This is a genomic window from Gracilinema caldarium (assembly GCF_029265695.1).
GTDB lineage: Bacteria > Spirochaetota > Spirochaetia > Treponematales > Breznakiellaceae > Gracilinema > Gracilinema caldarium_A.
Map to the genome: position 1 here is coordinate 15,222 of NZ_JAJUHW010000032.1, position 16,514 is coordinate 31,735.

Annotated in this window: 19 protein-coding genes; 7 read left to right on the forward strand and 12 right to left on the reverse strand. The window is 49.8% G+C overall.

What is annotated here, in order from left to right:
- Positions 1-66 precede the first annotated feature (66 nt).
- Positions 67-291, forward strand: coding sequence for a translation initiation factor IF-1 (infA, locus tag Q7P68_RS10315; protein WP_010257891.1), 225 nt, complete (start codon positions 67-69; stop codon positions 289-291).
- Here infA and Q7P68_RS10320 read toward each other — a convergent pair.
- Genes Q7P68_RS10320 through Q7P68_RS10355 form a run of 8 tightly spaced genes read right to left on the reverse strand, consistent with a single transcriptional unit; the run spans position 272 to position 7,621 of the window.
- On the reverse strand, positions 272-814 hold the full coding sequence (locus Q7P68_RS10320; protein ID WP_304225371.1) for a Smr/MutS family protein: 543 nt from the start codon (positions 812-814) through the stop codon (positions 272-274). The genes infA and Q7P68_RS10320 overlap by 20 nt on opposite strands.
- Before the next feature lie 15 nt (positions 815-829).
- Complete coding sequence (locus Q7P68_RS10325) at positions 830-2,281, reverse strand: hypothetical protein (protein ID WP_304225373.1); 1,452 nt, start codon at positions 2,279-2,281, stop codon at positions 830-832.
- Positions 2,230-2,856 (reverse strand): tetratricopeptide repeat protein, encoded by a 627-nt coding sequence (locus Q7P68_RS10330; protein WP_304225374.1) that lies wholly within the window; start codon positions 2,854-2,856, stop codon positions 2,230-2,232. The genes Q7P68_RS10325 and Q7P68_RS10330 overlap by 52 nt, the downstream gene beginning before the upstream one ends.
- Positions 2,841-3,824, reverse strand: a complete 984-nt coding sequence (locus Q7P68_RS10335) for a vWA domain-containing protein (protein ID WP_304225376.1) — start codon at positions 3,822-3,824, stop codon at positions 2,841-2,843. Before Q7P68_RS10335 ends, Q7P68_RS10330 begins: the two co-directional genes overlap by 16 nt.
- Positions 3,821-4,822, reverse strand: coding sequence for a VWA domain-containing protein (locus Q7P68_RS10340; protein WP_304225378.1), 1,002 nt, complete (start codon positions 4,820-4,822; stop codon positions 3,821-3,823). The genes Q7P68_RS10335 and Q7P68_RS10340 overlap by 4 nt, the downstream gene beginning before the upstream one ends.
- Positions 4,819-5,742: a hypothetical protein gene (locus Q7P68_RS10345; protein WP_304225380.1), complete on the reverse strand. Its 924-nt coding sequence runs from the start codon at positions 5,740-5,742 to the stop codon at positions 4,819-4,821. The genes Q7P68_RS10340 and Q7P68_RS10345 overlap by 4 nt, the downstream gene beginning before the upstream one ends.
- The gene (locus Q7P68_RS10350; RefSeq protein ID WP_304225382.1) at positions 5,739-6,617 is read right to left on the reverse strand and encodes a DUF58 domain-containing protein; all 879 of its coding nucleotides are present in this window, start codon (positions 6,615-6,617) and stop codon (positions 5,739-5,741) included. The genes Q7P68_RS10345 and Q7P68_RS10350 overlap by 4 nt, the downstream gene beginning before the upstream one ends.
- 8 nt (positions 6,618-6,625) lie before the next feature.
- On the reverse strand, positions 6,626-7,621 hold the full coding sequence (locus tag Q7P68_RS10355) for an AAA family ATPase (RefSeq protein WP_304225384.1): 996 nt from the start codon (positions 7,619-7,621) through the stop codon (positions 6,626-6,628).
- 72 nt (positions 7,622-7,693) lie between these two features.
- Between Q7P68_RS10355 and Q7P68_RS10360 the strand changes: the two genes are divergently transcribed.
- Entirely contained in the window at positions 7,694-8,995 is a 1,302-nt protein-coding gene (locus Q7P68_RS10360) for an aminotransferase class I/II-fold pyridoxal phosphate-dependent enzyme (RefSeq protein ID WP_304225386.1), read from the forward strand.
- Here the strand turns inward: Q7P68_RS10360 and Q7P68_RS10365 are convergent.
- Positions 8,992-9,483 (reverse strand): hypothetical protein, encoded by a 492-nt coding sequence (locus Q7P68_RS10365; RefSeq protein WP_304225387.1) that lies wholly within the window; start codon positions 9,481-9,483, stop codon positions 8,992-8,994. The genes Q7P68_RS10360 and Q7P68_RS10365 overlap by 4 nt on opposite strands.
- Positions 9,484-9,539: 56 nt before the next feature.
- Here Q7P68_RS10365 and Q7P68_RS10370 point away from each other — a divergent pair, with 56 nt between their 5' ends.
- From Q7P68_RS10370 to Q7P68_RS10380, 3 genes are all read left to right on the forward strand, one after another.
- A complete protein-coding gene (locus Q7P68_RS10370; RefSeq protein ID WP_304225389.1) occupies positions 9,540-10,811 on the forward strand; it encodes a hypothetical protein in 1,272 nt (423 codons plus the stop codon).
- A 60-nt stretch (positions 10,812-10,871) separates the two neighbouring features.
- Positions 10,872-11,249 carry a hypothetical protein gene (locus Q7P68_RS10375; RefSeq protein WP_304225390.1) on the forward strand — a complete coding sequence of 126 codons (378 nt, stop codon included), beginning with the start codon at positions 10,872-10,874 and terminating at the stop codon, positions 11,247-11,249.
- 114 nt (positions 11,250-11,363) lie between these two features.
- Positions 11,364-13,184, forward strand: a complete 1,821-nt coding sequence (locus tag Q7P68_RS10380; protein ID WP_304225392.1) for a phosphoenolpyruvate carboxykinase (GTP) — start codon at positions 11,364-11,366, stop codon at positions 13,182-13,184.
- An 84-nt stretch (positions 13,185-13,268) separates the two neighbouring features.
- Here Q7P68_RS10380 and Q7P68_RS10385 read toward each other — a convergent pair whose 3' ends face one another.
- From Q7P68_RS10385 to ychF, 3 genes are read right to left on the reverse strand one after another with little or no spacing between them, the layout of a single operon-like run.
- Complete coding sequence (locus tag Q7P68_RS10385) at positions 13,269-13,703, reverse strand: cyclic nucleotide-binding domain-containing protein (RefSeq protein WP_304225393.1); 435 nt, start codon at positions 13,701-13,703, stop codon at positions 13,269-13,271.
- The gene (locus Q7P68_RS10390; RefSeq protein WP_304225395.1) at positions 13,700-14,245 is read right to left on the reverse strand and encodes an HDIG domain-containing metalloprotein; all 546 of its coding nucleotides are present in this window, start codon (positions 14,243-14,245) and stop codon (positions 13,700-13,702) included. Before Q7P68_RS10390 ends, Q7P68_RS10385 begins: the two co-directional genes overlap by 4 nt.
- Positions 14,246-14,263: 18 nt before the next feature.
- On the reverse strand, positions 14,264-15,373 hold the full coding sequence (ychF, locus tag Q7P68_RS10395) for a redox-regulated ATPase YchF (protein ID WP_304225397.1): 1,110 nt from the start codon (positions 15,371-15,373) through the stop codon (positions 14,264-14,266).
- A 121-nt stretch (positions 15,374-15,494) separates the two neighbouring features.
- On the opposite strand from ychF, the gene Q7P68_RS10400 reads away from it, so the two are divergent.
- Both Q7P68_RS10400 and Q7P68_RS10405 read left to right on the forward strand, forming a co-directional pair.
- Positions 15,495-15,989: an ATP-binding protein gene (locus Q7P68_RS10400; RefSeq protein ID WP_304225399.1), complete on the forward strand. Its 495-nt coding sequence runs from the start codon at positions 15,495-15,497 to the stop codon at positions 15,987-15,989.
- Positions 15,922-16,437 carry a DUF4143 domain-containing protein gene (locus tag Q7P68_RS10405; protein WP_304225401.1) on the forward strand — a complete coding sequence of 172 codons (516 nt, stop codon included), beginning with the start codon at positions 15,922-15,924 and terminating at the stop codon, positions 16,435-16,437. The genes Q7P68_RS10400 and Q7P68_RS10405 overlap by 68 nt, the downstream gene beginning before the upstream one ends.
- Positions 16,438-16,514: the final 77 nt, after the last annotated feature.

Here is a 16,514-nt window from a genome sequence, read left to right on the forward strand (position 1 = left end):
CATACCACTTGACTATAGCATTATATGCACTGACAGTTCTGATTGCAAATTTTTTAAGGAGTTTTTGTGGCGAAAGAAGAAGCTATAGAAGTAGAAGGGGTTGTTCGGGAAGCTCTGCCCAATACCATGTTCCGCGTAGAGCTGGACAACCAGAACGGACATCTCATTCTTGCCCACCTTTCAGGTAAAATGCGCAAGCATTATATCCGCATCGTCCCCGGCGACCGGGTCAGGATTGCCCTGTCTCCCTACGATCTCAGCCGCGGCCGTATTATCTATCGCGAGCGGTAATATCCTTTTTCAATATCACCCATGTCGCTCCTGAGCCCCCTCCTTCTGCAGGGGGATGCCCATGCTGGCCGGCAAAGGGGCACTGTTCAATAAACTGTTTTGTCGTTCGTTTTAAGACCGCTTCCCCTTCGGAATGATTGCCCTTTCCATGTATAACCAGCAGCTTTTCAGCACCATGACTGCGGGCCTGTGAGAAAAACTGCCCCAGCCGTTCCCAGGCCTCATCCCGGGTGAGACCATGCAAATCGAGCACCGCATCGGGAGCCTTGTTCATAAGCCGTTTATGTTCCCGGGCACGAAGCTCCGAATCGGATAGATCCAAATCCGGGTTTGCCTTATCCTTGTCTTCCACACCGTGAACTCTGAGCCATGCGGTTAAAGGATCCACCTTTTTTTCTGAGCTGCGCTCATTACGTTCCTGCTGCTCTTGTCTAGCCGCGCGGCGTTCCGCCTGTATCGCCTTTTTCCCTGCCGGTTTTGCCGTTCGCTTTTCCCATTCATCCAAAATATCTCCAAAATCCATGCCCCATATCCTTACTCAGAAATCATACACGGATGAACGGGTCACCCAGGCGGAACGCTGGCCGGCGGCGCTGATAAAAACCCATTCATCAGTTTTGTGCTTAACAAGAACAGCCTCACCGGTCACAAAATGGGCAATACTGCTGCCGTTTTTATCCGGTATTGTAAAGCCCTCAGTCTCGCCCACGACGGCTACAGATCCGCCACGAAGGAGGGGAACAAGAACAGGTTTGGCAAGGATGGAATATAACAGAACAAGGCTGGCGCATGCAATAAAGCCTATACTGGCAATTTTCTTTTTTTTCATAGTTGCATAAATACCGAGAACCAAAAGAACAATCGTGAGGCCAAAAAGCAACATAGATGGAACCCACCATTCGTCTATGCTTGAAAAAATACCAAGCTGGCCTTCAGATTCCCGGCGAAAGATTCGGTACAAGGGACCCAAAGGGCTATCCCGTTCATAGGTGCGAAGGACCATAAGGGCCTGCGCTGGCTCTCCCTGTTCCCAATTTTTTTTGCTTTCTCCAAGGACCTTAAAAAACTCTTGAGAAACTAAGGGCCATATAAAATGCCAGGGGAAGGGGGGTCTAAAACCAGCAAAATCCGGGAAGGAACCGGCTTTATTTTTCGCTTTATTTTTCTGAGAAGACTCTGGAGTAGTCACCAGAAGCTGTTCCTTTTTAGATTGATGAACGGTTCCCGGCAAGACCGAAATCATTCCCTTTTCGGAAACAAAGACGCTCGTACCAACCGAAATTCTTGCGGCTGGAAATATAATCGTCCCTGCTTTCAGGGGAATGAGACGAACTCGGTACAGTATGCCTTGGGCCCTATCCGATTCAGTTACCGGCACAGTTTCCGTAAGGGCATCCTGCACAAGATCAACAACAAGATTTCCTGCAAACCAGGGGCTCTTTTGGGACAAAGCAGGAGCATCAATATGCAATTCCAGGGGTATGGGATCCCCAACCCTGTATTCCTTATCCGGAGCGGTCCAAAACAAACGGGGAACAATGGGAGACTCGGCAGAACCAGACGCATCACGAACAGAAAGAGCCTGGGGACTCGTACGGCCCTGCTTTCCAGGGACCGTCACTTCCAGGGGCCCTAAAGTTATATCCCCCCGCTTCTGGGGAATAAAAGTGCATTCTATTTCGGTCCAAATCTCCCCCTCTACGGTTCGGATCCCGGTCCGGATACGATCTAAAAGAAGGCCCTCCGGCAGGGGTGGCAGCGATAGGTGAATCTCCTCCGGCGAGGGATATTGGAGGAGCACCAGAAGGTTCCAGGGCTTCCCCACAAGAAGCTCGCTTCCATCGGTCTGCAGAATCAGCCGCAGGGCTTCCTGAGAGCCGGGGACAGCCCAGGATGAAACATCCGACCCCAACAAGAGGCCGGCCAGGACCACCAGCCTTAATAATCGATGGACTCTTCCTCGGAACCTTTCCCTGTCTGGCTTTTCCATCGATCTATCTCCTTTTGGCGAATATAATCAAAGATTACCGGATTCGGCGCCGCCTGTTTTTTGGTAGCGACGGCCCCTGCAGCGGCAGCTGAGCTATTCTTTTTTGTTTTGGCCTTTAAGCTCAGTTCAAGATTTCGTTTTGCGTTCCATCTGCTGCCGTCTACCTGCAGGGATGCGCGAAAGGTCTCGGCGGCGCCATCATAATTTTCCAGTGCATAGAGACAAAGCCCCTTATTGTATAGAGCACGATAGAGCAGCTCTTTTTCAGGCCCCCGTGTATTTGACTGATGGGCGGATAGTTCCTGGGTTATGTTTTCAAAAAGGTTAATGGCTGCCCGAAATTCTCCCATTTCATAATAGACTGTTGCAAGTCCATAGCGGGCATATAAGCGGCTAGCCGCATTGCTTGATGCGGCAATCTGCGAAAAAGAACTAATTGCCTGAGAACTCTGTTTTTCCTTGGCCTGCAGTGTACCCTGAAGGACATAATAGGACCCTTTAATGTCGGAAGTGCAGGATATGTTCATCAACAGAATTCCTATGACGAGAAGCGCAGAGCCTAGCGCTTTTTCCATAATCCTTCCTCCAATAATCGAGCCGCTGCAAAGAATAAGAATGCGGCCAGTACAAACCAGACCTGCTGGGAGGGTGTTTCCCGCCGATACTCCAGCGGGGCCCGGCCGTTCGCTAAGGCATCAAGATAGTTAAGCAGAGCATCCATGGAAGCTTCCCGGGATGCATTCCAGTACATTCCGCCAGAGAGCGCCGCCAGCTCCTGAAGTGCTGGTTCACGGAGCTGGCTGATAACCGCGGTGCCGTTTGGCCGGCGAAGGAAGGCTGTTCCATCGGCCTGCGGCACCGGCAAGCCCTGAAGGCTCCCTACACCAACGGCAATGACTCCGATGCCTTTTGCCTGCAGCACCCGTTCTACATCCGATAGGGATCCCTTGGTATCTTCCCCATCGGAAAAGAGAATAATGCGTTTTTTCCCTGGGCTTTCTTCGGGAAAGGCTTGGGATGCAAGTTCCAGTAATTCCTGCAGGTTAGAGCCAGCGGATGAAATTGCAGCAGACGAGAGGGACATTATCAGATTGATAATCGATTCCTTATCATCCGTGAGGGGAATAGCCAGTATGGCCTTGCCTTTACCCAATGTTACCGCATAGCGAAAATCGGGCCGCGCTTCTATCAGATTAAGCGCAGCCTGCTTTGCCACCTCGAGCCGGCTTTGGCCATCATCGCCATCTTTTAAATCCATACTGCGGGAGACATCAAAAGCGAGTACCAGATCCAAACCGCTGTAATATTCAGACACCAGCCGCTGGCCCCAGCGAGGCTGCGCAAGGGCAACGATGAGACTTATAAAACACAACAGAAACAGTACTGCCGATTTAATTGAAATGCCGCGGAGGCGAATATAAGCTTCTGCGCTCGTGAGGGTTTTGTATTGTGCAAGCCGGGCCAAGCGGCGGCGCAGAAACAGGATGCTACCAGGAACTAAAATAGCTAGGGCCCATAGAAGCTGGGGATTATCAAAGCTCATACCAGGGCCCCCATAACAAACCAACGGATCAATCGAGCAAGACCGATGAACCCTAGAACAAGATACAAAAGCGTTCCGGTCAGCGATTGGGTGAGCCGGTAGGTACGGGATCTGAGCGGCGCCATATCAGCGCTGCTCATCCGATTAAAGGTCTCTTCGAGCGCTCCGGTGGATGCGGCGACTGCAAAGGTGCCGCCTCCCGCAAGAGCGATAGAACGGAGGGCCTCGGGATCGTAGCGGGATTCAAAGACGCCGGTTTTTCGCTGTCCTGTCTGGGGGTCAACATAGTCCAGGGGAACTTCTCCCGCGCTTCCTATACCCACAACCCAAAGCTCGGCCCCCGATTCCCGGATCATAGATGCGCCGGTCAGGGGATGTACTGCCCCGGCATTATTTTCACCGTCGGTGAGCAGTACTACAAGCTTTCGCTGGGCCCGCGAATTCCGCAGATGCACCGCCGCAATGGCAAGCCCAGTCCCGATGGCCGTTCCGTCCCCCAATTCTGCTACTGAAAGCAATGCAAGCCGTTCGTTAAAAACCTTTCTATCCACCGTGGGCGGCATAATCAGAGCTGCATCGGCCCCAATTGCAACAAGGGCAATGGCATCAGAGGGCCTTAAGCGGGCAAAGCGGGTGACCAGTTTTTTTGCAACCGCAAAACGGCTCTGGCCTTCCATATCCAATGCAGACATACTGGGACTGCAATCGATCACAAAAAACACATCCGCCCCTCGGTCAAGCCAGACGGTCCGATGCTGTACATAGGCAGGGCCTGCGAGGGCAAGGAGGAGCAAAAGGATGGCAAGGCCTTCGAGCAATCGGGTAAACCGGAGTAATAGTTGTGCGGGTACTGGAGACCGGAACACCGCCCCCCCTGGGGGCCCCAAAGGAACATTAAAGACAAAATGGTTATTTTTAAGCCGTAACCATGCATATAAAATTAAAATGGCTAGTAGACCGATAAATAGAAATTGGGGATGTTCAAAGCTTACCGTCATTGGCTTCGCTCCCCTTTTTCTTTAGATTGCAGCAGGAAAACTATTTTTTTAATTTCCAAACACAATCGTTCAAGGTCCAAAGCGGTGACCGCTTTACCGCTAAATCGCATCATATCAGATTGCTTAATTATGTATCCCAGGACCAGAGCCTGCTCAGGGTTGGGAAACATATCCGCTTGGTCTTCAATTTCCCGGCCCGTTTTGGCCACACAGGGAATACCAGTTTGCATTTCAGCATATAATCTCAGATAGCTTATCAATTCACCGATTTCAGCAGGAGAAAGTTCTTTTTTTTCTCGTTCCAGATAACCAAGACGCTTTTTAAGATTCCCCAGGATCTGTCTTTTTTTGAACCAAGTCTGCAGCTGATCATACCAGGTACTGCCCCACATAAGAAAAGCAAAGAAGCCTAAAACGAGTACAAAGAGGAAGCCGATTGTTCCATACAAGAGGAGACGGGTTCCTGGTATTAAGAGGGGCTCTTCCGGAGGGGCAGTTTCAAGGCCTTCATGATCGGCCTCTAGGACCGAAGCAATATCTACAATTTGCCGACTTATTACATAGGGACCGATTTCTAGGGTTGGAAGCACGATAGCTCCCGGCTCAAAGGGCACAAAGTCAACCATCATTTTTGGATTTTTTCCATGGGTGTCCAGTTCTATCCGGGTAATGTGTATGGACTTTGATTGGGGAAGCTTATCCTCCACATCTATAACGAGGGTCCGTGCAGCTGACGACCCTTTCGGGACCAAGGTTAACACGAGCCGAGCCTTATCTCCCACAAAAACCTGGGGCGGCACCTGGGTAGCAGAAAGGATTTCGCTATGAGCCGGTGTTGTTTCTTTGCCTGGATTCTCCGGATAAGACAGGACAGGGAGCAATGCTATAAAAAGATAGATGAACAGATACCGCTTGATCATCGCTGTCTCCCCGAAAAAAACCGGCCCAATTCGGTGACAGGATTGGCAGCGGTGGATAACTCAGTATGGCGCACCCTGTATTTGGTGCAGATGGTGTCCCAAAGGACGCTCCGATCCTGGTTCCAGGATTTCCATGCGGCCCTAAAAGAAGGAAAGGACGTAAGCCCATGAAGAACTTCACTGGTTTCCGGGTCCTGAAACGTAACAAGGCCCAAAGAAGGCATCTCTGTTTCCAGAGGATCGGTTATCCTGATTGCCGCCACATCGTGATGGTGGCTTACATGGGCAAGGGGCTGTTCCCAGCCCAGGGCAAGAAAGTCCGATATAACGATGATTAAGCTTCGTTTTTTTAAGAGCCGCCCCGCCGCTTCCAGGGCTGCTGCCAGGGCAGAACCACGGTTCATCTCGGAATCATCCGGTTCATGATCAAGGGCTTCCAATACCCAGGCCATGACTGCGGACCTTCCCTTTTTAGGCATAAAAACCCGTCGTACATCGCGGTTAAAAAAGAGACCGCCAAAGCGCTGGCCCGCCTTATCCGCCGAGAATGCAATGAGAGCAGCGCTCAGCAGGGCTTGATCATACCGGCGAATCGGACCGCCTGTCCCCATGGACGCGGACACATCCAAAATGACAAAAACCGACAGTTCCCGTTCTTCCCGATAGAGCTTAACATAGGGGTGCCCAAAGCGGGCGCTGACGTTCCAGTCTATGGAGCGAATATCATCACCAATCTGATAGGTTCTTACTTCTTCAAATTCTATGCCCTGGCCGCGGAATATGGAACGAAAATCTCCGGAAACGAGATCTTCCGCAAGACTCTCTGCGGCAAGAGAAAAGGTACTTATTTTTTCCAGCAATTCGGCGCGGTTCACGATAGCAATTAGGGCAGAGGAACCAGGGCCAGTATGCGGTTTATAAGGGCATCCGCATCCACATTGTCGGCTTCGGCCTCATAGGACAGAACCAGACGGTGCCGCAGCACCGCAGGCGCCACAGCCTTTATATCTTCCGGTATTACATAATCCCGGCCGCTGAAGAGGGCTTGAATCCTGCTGCATCGGTGAAGCGCTATAGAAGCTCGGGGCGAAGCGCCGAAAGACAAATATCGATAAAAATCGTCCCTGCTGCCCCGTTTCGCTTTTTCTTGCGGCCGGCTTGCAGAAACAAGGGCAACAATATAGTTCACCAGGGCATCATCCAGACGAACCTCATCAGATGCTTCTCTGATGCGGGACAGGACATTTTTGCCAAGCAGCGGTTTAAGTTTCTGAGAACTGTCGTTTACCCCGGAGCTCCGGTGGAAAAGCCGGACTATCTCCTGTTCTTCTTCCCGGGAAGGATAGGGAACTATCAATTTAAGAAGAAAGCGGTCCAGCTCAGCCTCAGGCAGCGGATAGGTACCTTCATGTTCTATGGGGTTCTGAGTAGCAAGTACAAAGAATGGATCTGGAAGGGGAAGGGATTCTTCGCCAATGGTAACCTGTTTTTCTTCCATCGCTTCGAGCAGTGCCGACTGAACCTTTGCCGGGGCCCGGTTAATTTCGTCCGCCAGGATAAGGTTCGCAAAGAGCGGTCCCCGGCGGACCGAAAAAGAAAGACTTTTCTGGTCCCAAATAAGGGTTCCTGTTACATCTGCGGGGAGCAGATCAGGGGTAAATTGGATCCGCTTAAAAGAAAGCCCCGTCAGCTCCGCCAGGGATTTTACCGCCAGGGTTTTTGCGAGCCCCGGAACGCCTTCCAAAAGGGCGTGTCCGCCGGCTATCAGGGACATTAAAAGGCCGTTTACCATAGCTTCCTGGCCGATAATCCGCTGAGCCAGCTCTTTTCGGGATTCCGCAAGGATTCCTGTTACCTGTTCAAGTTTTGTTTGATCCATACCCTATTGTACCGGTACAAAACTGTATTGACAATATTGACACAACCCAACCTGCCCCCTAGTCTATAGTCTATGAATACCTTAGCGACAGAATTGAATTCCCAGCTCGAAGGGACAGTAGCCCAAAGATTGCTTTCGGGTCTTGGTAAACGGTTGTATTTTCCCAAGGGCATTATTGCCCAGTCGGGGGAAGCAAAGAAATATGCACACAAGGCCAATGCAACCATCGGAATGGCCTATGACGGTGGGCGGCCCCTCATCCTGTCCGCTATTGCCGAGGGTATGCCAACCCTCTCAACGGTAGAAGCGGTTACCTATGCGCCGACCGCTGGTGTGGAAACAGCCCGCCAGGCATGGAAGGACGCCATACTTAAAAAAAATCCCAGTCTGGAAGGCTCTCGTATTTCCCTTCCAGTCGTCGTACCGGGGCTTACCGCAGGCATTTCCTATATTGCAGACCTTTTTCTTGAAGAAGGTAATGAAATTCTCGTGAGCGATCCCTGTTGGGACAATTACAGCCTTATTTTTGCCGACCGACGGGGAGCTACCGTTACCGAAGTTCCCTTCTTCGGAACCGGTGCCGGCCTTAACCTGGAAGGTATTAAACAAGCGGTAAAAAAGGCAGCGAAGAGCGGCAGCCTCAGGCTCATTCTCAATTTCCCGAATAATCCTTCCGGATACTCACCCACCAAGGCAGAGGCAGAATCGCTCATCAATATGATAAAAGAAACTGCCGAAGCAGGCACCGACTGCCTTATCATCACCGACGATGCCTATTTTGGCCTCGACTACGAACCCGACATATATCCAGAGTCGCTCTTTAGCCGGCTTGCGACCCTCCATGAACGGGTACTAGCCGTAAAGATCGACGGGCCCACAAAAGAGGACTATGTGTGGGGCTTGAGGATGGGCTTTGTTACCTTTGGTTCCGCAGGCATGAACGAAAATCACTACGAAGCGCTCATAAAGAAATTGATGGGCACCATCCGTTCAAGCGTATCCTGCTCAAATACTCCGGCCCAGTATCTGATGCTGAAGACAATGAACGACAGCCGTTCCGAATCGGAGAAAGCCCGGTTCCGCGAGATACTGCATAAACGGTATGAGATTGTGAAAACCCTCGTGGCCAACAACAAGCAGCATCCAGTATTGCAGGCCCTGCCCTTTAATTCTGGTTATTTCATGAGCTTCCGCTGCAATGGAGTCAGCCCTGAAACGCTGCGGCAGGCCCTGCTAAAGGACTATGGCATTGGAACCATAGCCCTTGGCAGCCAATACCTGCGCATCGCCTTTTCCAGCGTGGAGGCGGAACATATTCCCTTTGTGTACGAAACACTCTACCGAGTGGCTTCGGAATTAGCTCAGAAAAATTAACTAACCAGCTGGTGGCCCAGATCCTTTAATTCGGGCATCTGGGCATACAGCGGCAGCCGGCCAGCGCTGGCGTTTTTGTCAATTTCGACCAGTTTTATAAAAAGTTCGTTTAAAAGATCTGCAAATATCTTTAGGTTCGATGTAAAATTGTTTATGGCCATATCTCGCAATACCTTGTCTGCATCGGCTAAGCGGCCCGTAGCATTCAGGCGATTCCGCAAAGAAGGAACCAGTTCCTTTCGAGCAAGTCCTATAAAACGGGCTGCAGCAACAATCTGCCGGTACAGTTCATCAAGATGAAAACCCTGATACCTATATTGCTCGCTTTTTTCCGTAAGGGTTTCTATAAGGTCCCAGGATTGATTATCCAGCGGAAGATGCAGCAATGCTGGGCGAATATGACGGTTAGCAATATTAGACTTATAGTGATCTCCAATCTGTTCAATAAGTCTAATTATCTCTGGATCGCGGATTTGCATGCTTACCATAGTATCCCGCCAATGCGGGATTGACAAGTCAAGAACCGGCACAATAGGATAAAAACATGAAAATCATAAACCCCTACCGCATCATTATTGCGGTGTTGTCTGAAATCTTGTTCGCAAGCCTATTTATATCTTGTCAGATTGGTGCAACCAAGACAGTTACCCTCTGGACCGATCAGAGCGAATTCGCCATTTACGCAGAAATATTTAATTCCAAACAAAAGAATTATAAAATAGAGATCTTTTACTATGAAAACCTGCCGAACATTTTGGCGAAGACAAAAACCTATCCAGATATCGTAGTCGGTACGGGGCTTAAAAACAGCGAAACAAGAAAACTTTTTAAGAATCTGGATTATTTTTTTGATGAACTGCTCCTTAAGCAAACAAGTTTTTACATTAACCTTTTGCGGCTTGGAAACATAGATGGCAAACAGTACCTGCTGCCCGTTTCCTTTAACATTCCGGCGGTTATTTTCTCCAAAGAGAACAGCAGCCTGGTCGCCAAACCTTTTTTTCTTACCCTGGATGAGATCCAGAGTCTCGGAAAGAGCCACAACCAGCTCAACAATCAGGGAACCTATGTACGGATGGGTTTTTCTCCCCGCTGGAATGACGAATTTCTTTTTATAGTTTCCCGGCTTTTTAATGTTTCATATCGGGAAAGCTCACCCCTTGCGTGGGATGCTGCAGCTTTAGAGCGGGCTATGAACTATGTGTATCGCTGGAGTATCGAAACAAACGGCAGCCCCGAAAAAGAAGATGATTTTGCGTTTAAATACCTGTACAACCCTCCTGCGGTCATAGCCACAAGCGGTAAAATTCTATTCGCCTATATTTCCAGCGAAGATCTCCTTACCCTGAGCGAAGACCGCCTGAACACCCTGGATTTCCGGTGGGTAGGCAACGGGAATATTATCCCCATTATGGAGGGCGCTCCGTTCTTGGGTATTTACAAAAAAAGCAAATCTAAACAGGCTATCGACGCTTTTATACAATGGTTTTACCGGGAAGAAAACCAGCGGGAACTATTGCAGCAAAGCAAGGAATACAGATTGATGGACCATAGTTTTGGTATCTCCAATGGGTTCTCTGCTCTGAGGACCGTAACCGAACAGATTTTCCCTTCTTTTTATCCCATTTTACTTGGCCATACTCCGCCTGCGGAGAGCCTGACACCGCCGGGCATACTGCCAAAAAACTGGGATGTACTCAAAGCCAGGGTTATTTTGCCCTACTTGCACGATGCGTCCCGGACCGACAAAAAAGCTTCCATCGTACCATTGGAAAAGAGAGTGGCCGAGTGGCTTAAAAACAATCCATACAAATAACTTCAATACTCAATTTTTTTTTACGGATACCGATATTCAAAATAAGAAGGATCGGTATCCATGGTATATAATTCAACAATCATTACCAGCATTCCCGATTATAGTCTCGCGCGGAGCTCGATAGGCGGCTCCCGCATTGCCCTGCCAGTGTCCCGATCCAGCTATATTTATTCCCATTTTAAGCATGTCTCAGGAATCCCTGCTGAAGAAGGCCAACCGGGGGTTCCTATCACAAAACTTAAAATTTTAGATGCCCTCATAGACCAGCTCAGCCAGATGAAACGGGATGTACAGAGCCCAGTATCGGTTGATCATATCGATGCACTCATCGATCAATATAAAAAAGAAATCGAAGCAGCCCAGGCAGCAAACAAGGCACTCCCCTATAACCCAAAGCCGCCAGCTTCCACAGGACTTATTGTCAATTTAGTGGCTTAACGTACACGCCGCATTTTTTGTCTGGCCCTTGTATCAATTCGTTCCTTTTTGTACTATACGACTGTTCGCCTCCAAGAAAGGCAGCCCCCCTAAAATTCTATACAAGGAGCTCCTATGACATTAAATGAACTAAAACATGCGGGCCTTAAAAAATGGGTCGAAGAAGCAGTAGCTTTGATGAAACCCAAGGCGGTCTATGTCTGCGACGGCAGCCAGGAAGAATACAATCGAATGATTGATATCTGCGTAAAGGGAGGACTTGCTACTCCCCTTAATCCTGCTAAACGGCCCGGCTGTTACCTGTTCCGATCCGACCCTTCCGACGTAGCCCGGGTAGAAAACCGGACCTATATTGCATCCAAAACTCAGGAAGAAGCCGGTCCCACCAACAACTGGATCGATCCCGTAGAGCTCAAGAAGATTATGACCGAACTGTACTCAGGCTGTATGCAGGGCCGGACCATGTACGTGATTCCCTTCTCCATGGGCCCAGTTGGTTCCAATATCGCAAAAATCGGCGTTGAGCTTACCGATTCTGAATACGTTGTAGCAAACATGCACATCATGACCCGGGTAGGAACCAAGGTTCTCGACGTACTCGGTACCAACGGCGAATATGTTCCCTGTTTCCATTCCGTAGGAAAACCCCTTGCAGAGGGAGAAAGCGACAACGGCAAATGGCCCTGCGCTCCCATCGAGAAAAAATACATTTCCCATTTCCCCGAAACTCGGGAAATCTGGTCCTATGGTTCTGGCTACGGCGGAAACGCCCTGCTTGGCAAAAAGTGTCTTGCCCTTCGTATCGCCTCTGTTATCGCCCGGGACGAAGGCTGGCTTGCGGAACACATGCTCATCCTTAAGATTACCAATCCAAAAGGTGTTTCCAAGGTTGTCTGCGCCGCCTTCCCCTCTGCCTGCGGTAAGACCAACCTGGCCATGCTCGTCCCCACCATCCCTGGCTGGAAGGTCGAAACCATCGGCGACGACATTGCCTGGATGAAATTCGGCAAGGACGGACGTCTCTATGCCATTAACCCCGAAGCGGGCTTCTTTGGCGTAGCTCCCGGAACCAACATGGATTCCAACCCCAACGCCATGCGGTCCATCGAAAAGAATACTATCTATACCAATGTCGCCCTGACCGAAGACAATGACGTATGGTGGGAAGGCATTGGATACGATGCCCCTGGTAAGCTTATTGACTGGAAGGGCAATGAATGGGTCCAGGACAAGGCTAACAAGGCCCAGGAGCCGGCAGCCCACCCCAACAGCCGTTTTACCGCTCCCGCAAAACAGTGCCCCGCCATTGCAAAAGAATGGGAAGATCCCAATGGTGTCGCGGTCGATGCTATTCTTTTTGGCGGCCGCCGGCCCAGCACGATTCCCCTGGTACACCAGGCAACCGACTGGGTTCACGGCGTATTCATGGGATCCATTGTGGGCTCTGAAATTACCGCCGCCGCATTGGACCTTAAGGCCGGAACCATCCGCCGCGATCCCTTTGCCATGCTGCCCTTCTGCGGCTACAACATGGGCGACTACTTCCAGCACTGGATCAATATCGGCAAGAAAACTACTGCGGACAAGCTGCCCAAGATTTTCTTTGTGAACTGGTTCCGCAAGACCAAGGACGGCAAGTGGCTCTGGCCCGGATACGGCGAAAACAGCCGGGTCCTCGCATGGATCTTCGACCGCTGCGCCGGCACCGGCAAGGCAGTGGAGACCCCCATCGGCTATATGCCCACCATCGATGCCATTGAACGGCCCGCTGGTGTAAGCGAAGAGGATATGAAGGAACTCTTGGCAGTCGACGTAGAGGGCTGGAAAAAGGAAATCGCCGATATCCGCGAAAATCACTATCCCAAGTTTGGTTCACGGCTCCCCAAGGAACTGATGAACGAACTGGATGCGATCGAAAAACGGCTTTCCAAATAAAAACTAAAAAAAGGCGACTTCCCACCTAAAGGGAAGTCGCTTTCTACGAAAGCATAAAAAAGCGCGCCTGTGGCGCGCTTTTTTTTATTTCTGATCCTCACAGGCAAGTTCATCCATACGTCTAAGCCGGCGTGATAAGTCTCGAGCCAGATTCATGATAATCATAGAAAAGGCACTTACATCCATTTTATAAATATCGCGCAGAGCCCGGTTCGATATGGCGGCGACCCTGGTGGGTGCATGAGACCGTATTGTCGCAACCGCAGGCATTACATCGAGAATTTCCATTTCACCAAAGGTTTCCCCTTCTCCCAGTTCATTCAACTGAACTCCGTTGCGAATAACAAGGACACGACCGTCCAAAATAAAACGGATTCTATCGTTTCGCTCACCTTCGGTAATAATATTAGTACCTTCTGGATAGGATTCTATCGTAAGAAGTGGAATAACCCGTTCAATCTGCTCAGCCATGAGTCCACCAAAAAGAGAATATTTTTGGAGATCTACAACAGAAATCATGGCAACACCTTCCTGAGCGCAATGATTGTTTCGCCGATAAGGGTGTCGAGCTCAAGACCAAGCATGACAGCCCCTTTTTCGATAACCTGCCGGTTAACCCCTGCGGCAAAGGCAGCGGTTTTCCATTTTTTCTTAACAGAGGATACTTCCAGATCCTGCACACTTTTGGAGGGCCGCACAAGGGCACAGGCTTGAATAAAACCAGTAAGCTCATCCACCGCAAAGAGGGTTTTTTCAAGCAGGGATTGGGGTTCCACGTCGGAACAGATACCCCAGCCATGGCTTACCACCGCACGAACATAGTCCTCAGGCCACCCAGCCTGCTCTAAAATTTGCTTTGCCATGGAACAATGCTGATCCGGGTATTGCTGGTAATCGATATCATGCACAAGGCCGATAACGCCCCACCTATCGGCATCTTCGCCAGCCTTATCGGCAAAATGGCGCATGGCAGCTTCTACCGCTTGAGCATGTCGCCAGAGGCCTTCGTCATCGTTGTACTGGCGCCACAGTTTTTCAGCCTCTTCCCGTGTCGGATTCATAGAGCCCCCTTTTTGTTTTTACACGTTGAATTTAAAGAACATGACGTCTCCATCCTGGACTACATACTCTTTACCTTCGATCCGATACTTGCCGGCTTCTTTTATTTTTGCTTCCGAACCATAGGTAAGAAGATCATCGTAGGAATATACCTCGGCCTTGATAAAGCCCTTTTCAAAGTCGGTATGAATAACCCCAGCTGCTTTGGGAGCCGTATCTCCTGCATGGATAGTCCAGGCACGACACTCGTCTTCGCCGGCGGTAAAAAAAGTCCTGAGCCCTAAAAGCCGGTAAGCCGCATGAATAAGGGCGGAGAGGCCCGATTCTTCTAGCCCCAGTTCAGAAAGAAAAGCGAGGCGCTCCTCTTCGCTTTCCAGATCCGCAAGCTCCGCCTCGAACTTGCCGCAGATAACCACTGCTTCTGAGTTTTCCGCCGCAGCCCGCGCTTTCACCATTTCCACAAAGCGGTTGCCATTTCGCATGCCATCTTCATCAACATTGCATACATACAGCTGGGGCTTCATGGTGATGAGGTGGCTGTCGTACAGGGCCGCCCGTTCATCATCAGTTAAGGGGACCGACCGGGCCGGCTTACCCTGTTCCAGGGCAGGCTGCACCTTGTCGAGGGCAGCGATAAGGAGTTCCGCCTGCTTCTGCTGGTCCTTGGCTTGCACCTTAAGGGCCCGTACCGCCTTTTCCCGGCGCTTGGCGACCGTGTCTAGGTCCGCAAGGGCAAGTTCCACATTAATAGTCTCCATGTCCGATTCGGGGTCCACCTTATTTGATACATGAATGATATCAGGGTTTTCGAAACAGCGTACCACCTGGGCGATAACACCTACTTCGCGGATGTGGGACAGGAACTGATTACCGAGCCCCTCTCCCTGGGACGCCCCTTTTACAAGCCCCGCAATATCGACAAACTCGACCGATGCGGGCACAACCCGTTTTGGCTTAAATATTTCTGCGAGTTTCCGGAGCCGCTTGTCCGGCACATCCACAATACCCACATTAGGATTAATGGTGCAAAAAGGATAGTTCGCCGCTTCCGCGGGAGCCGAGGTCAATGCCGAAAAAATAGTGGACTTTCCCACATTAGGAAGCCCTACAATACCACAGTTTAATGCCATGGCCCCATTGTACGGTTCAGAAAGCCCAGGGTCAACAGGGCTGAATGAAATGAAGGCAAAGAGATATGTTATTATTTATTAAAGATTTAACAATTTTGCAATGCTATTGCATATTTTCTATATGTATATTAATAGAATTCTCACTACGCAAATACTTAATCTTACCCGTTTGTATCCGGTCATTGTAATAACCGGTCCCCGGCAAGTGGGAAAAACAACCCTCTTGGAACACAGCTTTCCCCATGCATCCTATGTTTCTCTTGACTATATGCAGCACGCGGAAATGGCAGAAAGCAGGCCCCAAGAATTCCTAAAACAGTTTTCTACCCCGCTCATTATTGATGAAATTCAATACGCTCCAACGCTTTTACGGCATATTAAAACACAGGTAGACAGGCACCGGGGACAAACAGGGCTCTATTTTATTACCGGCTCCCAGAATTTTTTGCTCATGAAAGAAGTAAGCGAAAGTTTAGCCGGACGGGCGGCTATTTTAACCTTACAGGGGCTTAGTTTTTCTGAATGGGAAAGTGTATTTGGGGGTCAATATGAAAACCATGATTTTCTTTTTCGCGGAACCTATCCAGGATTATGGAATGCTGGAACCTTACTATGAGTCTCGCGGGAAACGTCTTGCAAAAAGCCCTAAATTATATTTTTACGATACGGGTCTAGCAATTTTTTTAGCCGGTTTCAGTAACAAAGAAGCCTTGAAACAATCCCCAATGATGGGAGCCTTTTGGGAAAACCATGTTATTTCTCAATGGCTCCGATGGAAACATTGGGAGCAGCCAGCGGCCCAGTTTTGGTATTGGCAGGATCAGCAAAAACGAGCAGTGGACCTTATAGTAGATATAAATAGATTGTTATATCCTATTAAGTGTAAATGGAAAGAAATACTGGATCGTCAAGACACCCGCGGTATCCGTGCTGTTACAGATTTTTATGGTTCCCAGCGCCTTGGACAAGCATATATTGCCTGTCTCAGCAAACAAAGTTTTATGTTAGGTGAAACTAATGCAATGGCACGAAACGGGTGGACTACCTGGGAACTAGGGACATAATTTGTTGTCTGCCCTTGCCCTCACCTAGTGATTGGGTTAGTATAGATACGCATCTACTAACAGGAGGAGCTATGGCT

What these genes read in the sequence shown, in the direction of transcription:
- Q7P68_RS10380 (WP_304225392.1), top strand. Translation starts at nt 11,364, where the DNA reads ATGACATTAAATGAACTAAAACATGCGGGCCTTAAAAAATGGGTCGAA.
- Q7P68_RS10345 (WP_304225380.1), bottom strand. Translation starts at nt 5,742, where the DNA reads ATGATCAAGCGGTATCTGTTCATCTATCTTTTTATAGCATTGCTCCCT.
- Q7P68_RS10365 (WP_304225387.1), bottom strand. Translation starts at nt 9,483, where the DNA reads ATGGTAAGCATGCAAATCCGCGATCCAGAGATAATTAGACTTATTGAA.
- Q7P68_RS10320 (WP_304225371.1), bottom strand. Translation starts at nt 814, where the DNA reads ATGGATTTTGGAGATATTTTGGATGAATGGGAAAAGCGAACGGCAAAA.
- Q7P68_RS10370 (WP_304225389.1), top strand. Translation starts at nt 9,540, where the DNA reads ATGAAAATCATAAACCCCTACCGCATCATTATTGCGGTGTTGTCTGAA.
- Q7P68_RS10340 (WP_304225378.1), bottom strand. Translation starts at nt 4,822, where the DNA reads ATGACGGTAAGCTTTGAACATCCCCAATTTCTATTTATCGGTCTACTA.
- Q7P68_RS10330 (WP_304225374.1), bottom strand. Translation starts at nt 2,856, where the DNA reads ATGGAAAAAGCGCTAGGCTCTGCGCTTCTCGTCATAGGAATTCTGTTG.
- Q7P68_RS10360 (WP_304225386.1), top strand. Translation starts at nt 7,694, where the DNA reads ATGAATACCTTAGCGACAGAATTGAATTCCCAGCTCGAAGGGACAGTA.
- Q7P68_RS10355 (WP_304225384.1), bottom strand. Translation starts at nt 7,621, where the DNA reads ATGGATCAAACAAAACTTGAACAGGTAACAGGAATCCTTGCGGAATCC.
- Q7P68_RS10390 (WP_304225395.1), bottom strand. Translation starts at nt 14,245, where the DNA reads ATGAATCCGACACGGGAAGAGGCTGAAAAACTGTGGCGCCAGTACAAC.
- Q7P68_RS10385 (WP_304225393.1), bottom strand. Translation starts at nt 13,703, where the DNA reads ATGATTTCTGTTGTAGATCTCCAAAAATATTCTCTTTTTGGTGGACTC.
- Q7P68_RS10325 (WP_304225373.1), bottom strand. Translation starts at nt 2,281, where the DNA reads ATGGAAAAGCCAGACAGGGAAAGGTTCCGAGGAAGAGTCCATCGATTA.
- Q7P68_RS10405 (WP_304225401.1), top strand. Translation starts at nt 15,922, where the DNA reads ATGAAAACCATGATTTTCTTTTTCGCGGAACCTATCCAGGATTATGGA.
- ychF (WP_304225397.1), bottom strand. Translation starts at nt 15,373, where the DNA reads ATGGCATTAAACTGTGGTATTGTAGGGCTTCCTAATGTGGGAAAGTCC.
- Q7P68_RS10375 (WP_304225390.1), top strand. Translation starts at nt 10,872, where the DNA reads ATGGTATATAATTCAACAATCATTACCAGCATTCCCGATTATAGTCTC.
- Q7P68_RS10400 (WP_304225399.1), top strand. Translation starts at nt 15,495, where the DNA reads ATGTATATTAATAGAATTCTCACTACGCAAATACTTAATCTTACCCGT.
- Q7P68_RS10335 (WP_304225376.1), bottom strand. Translation starts at nt 3,824, where the DNA reads ATGAGCTTTGATAATCCCCAGCTTCTATGGGCCCTAGCTATTTTAGTT.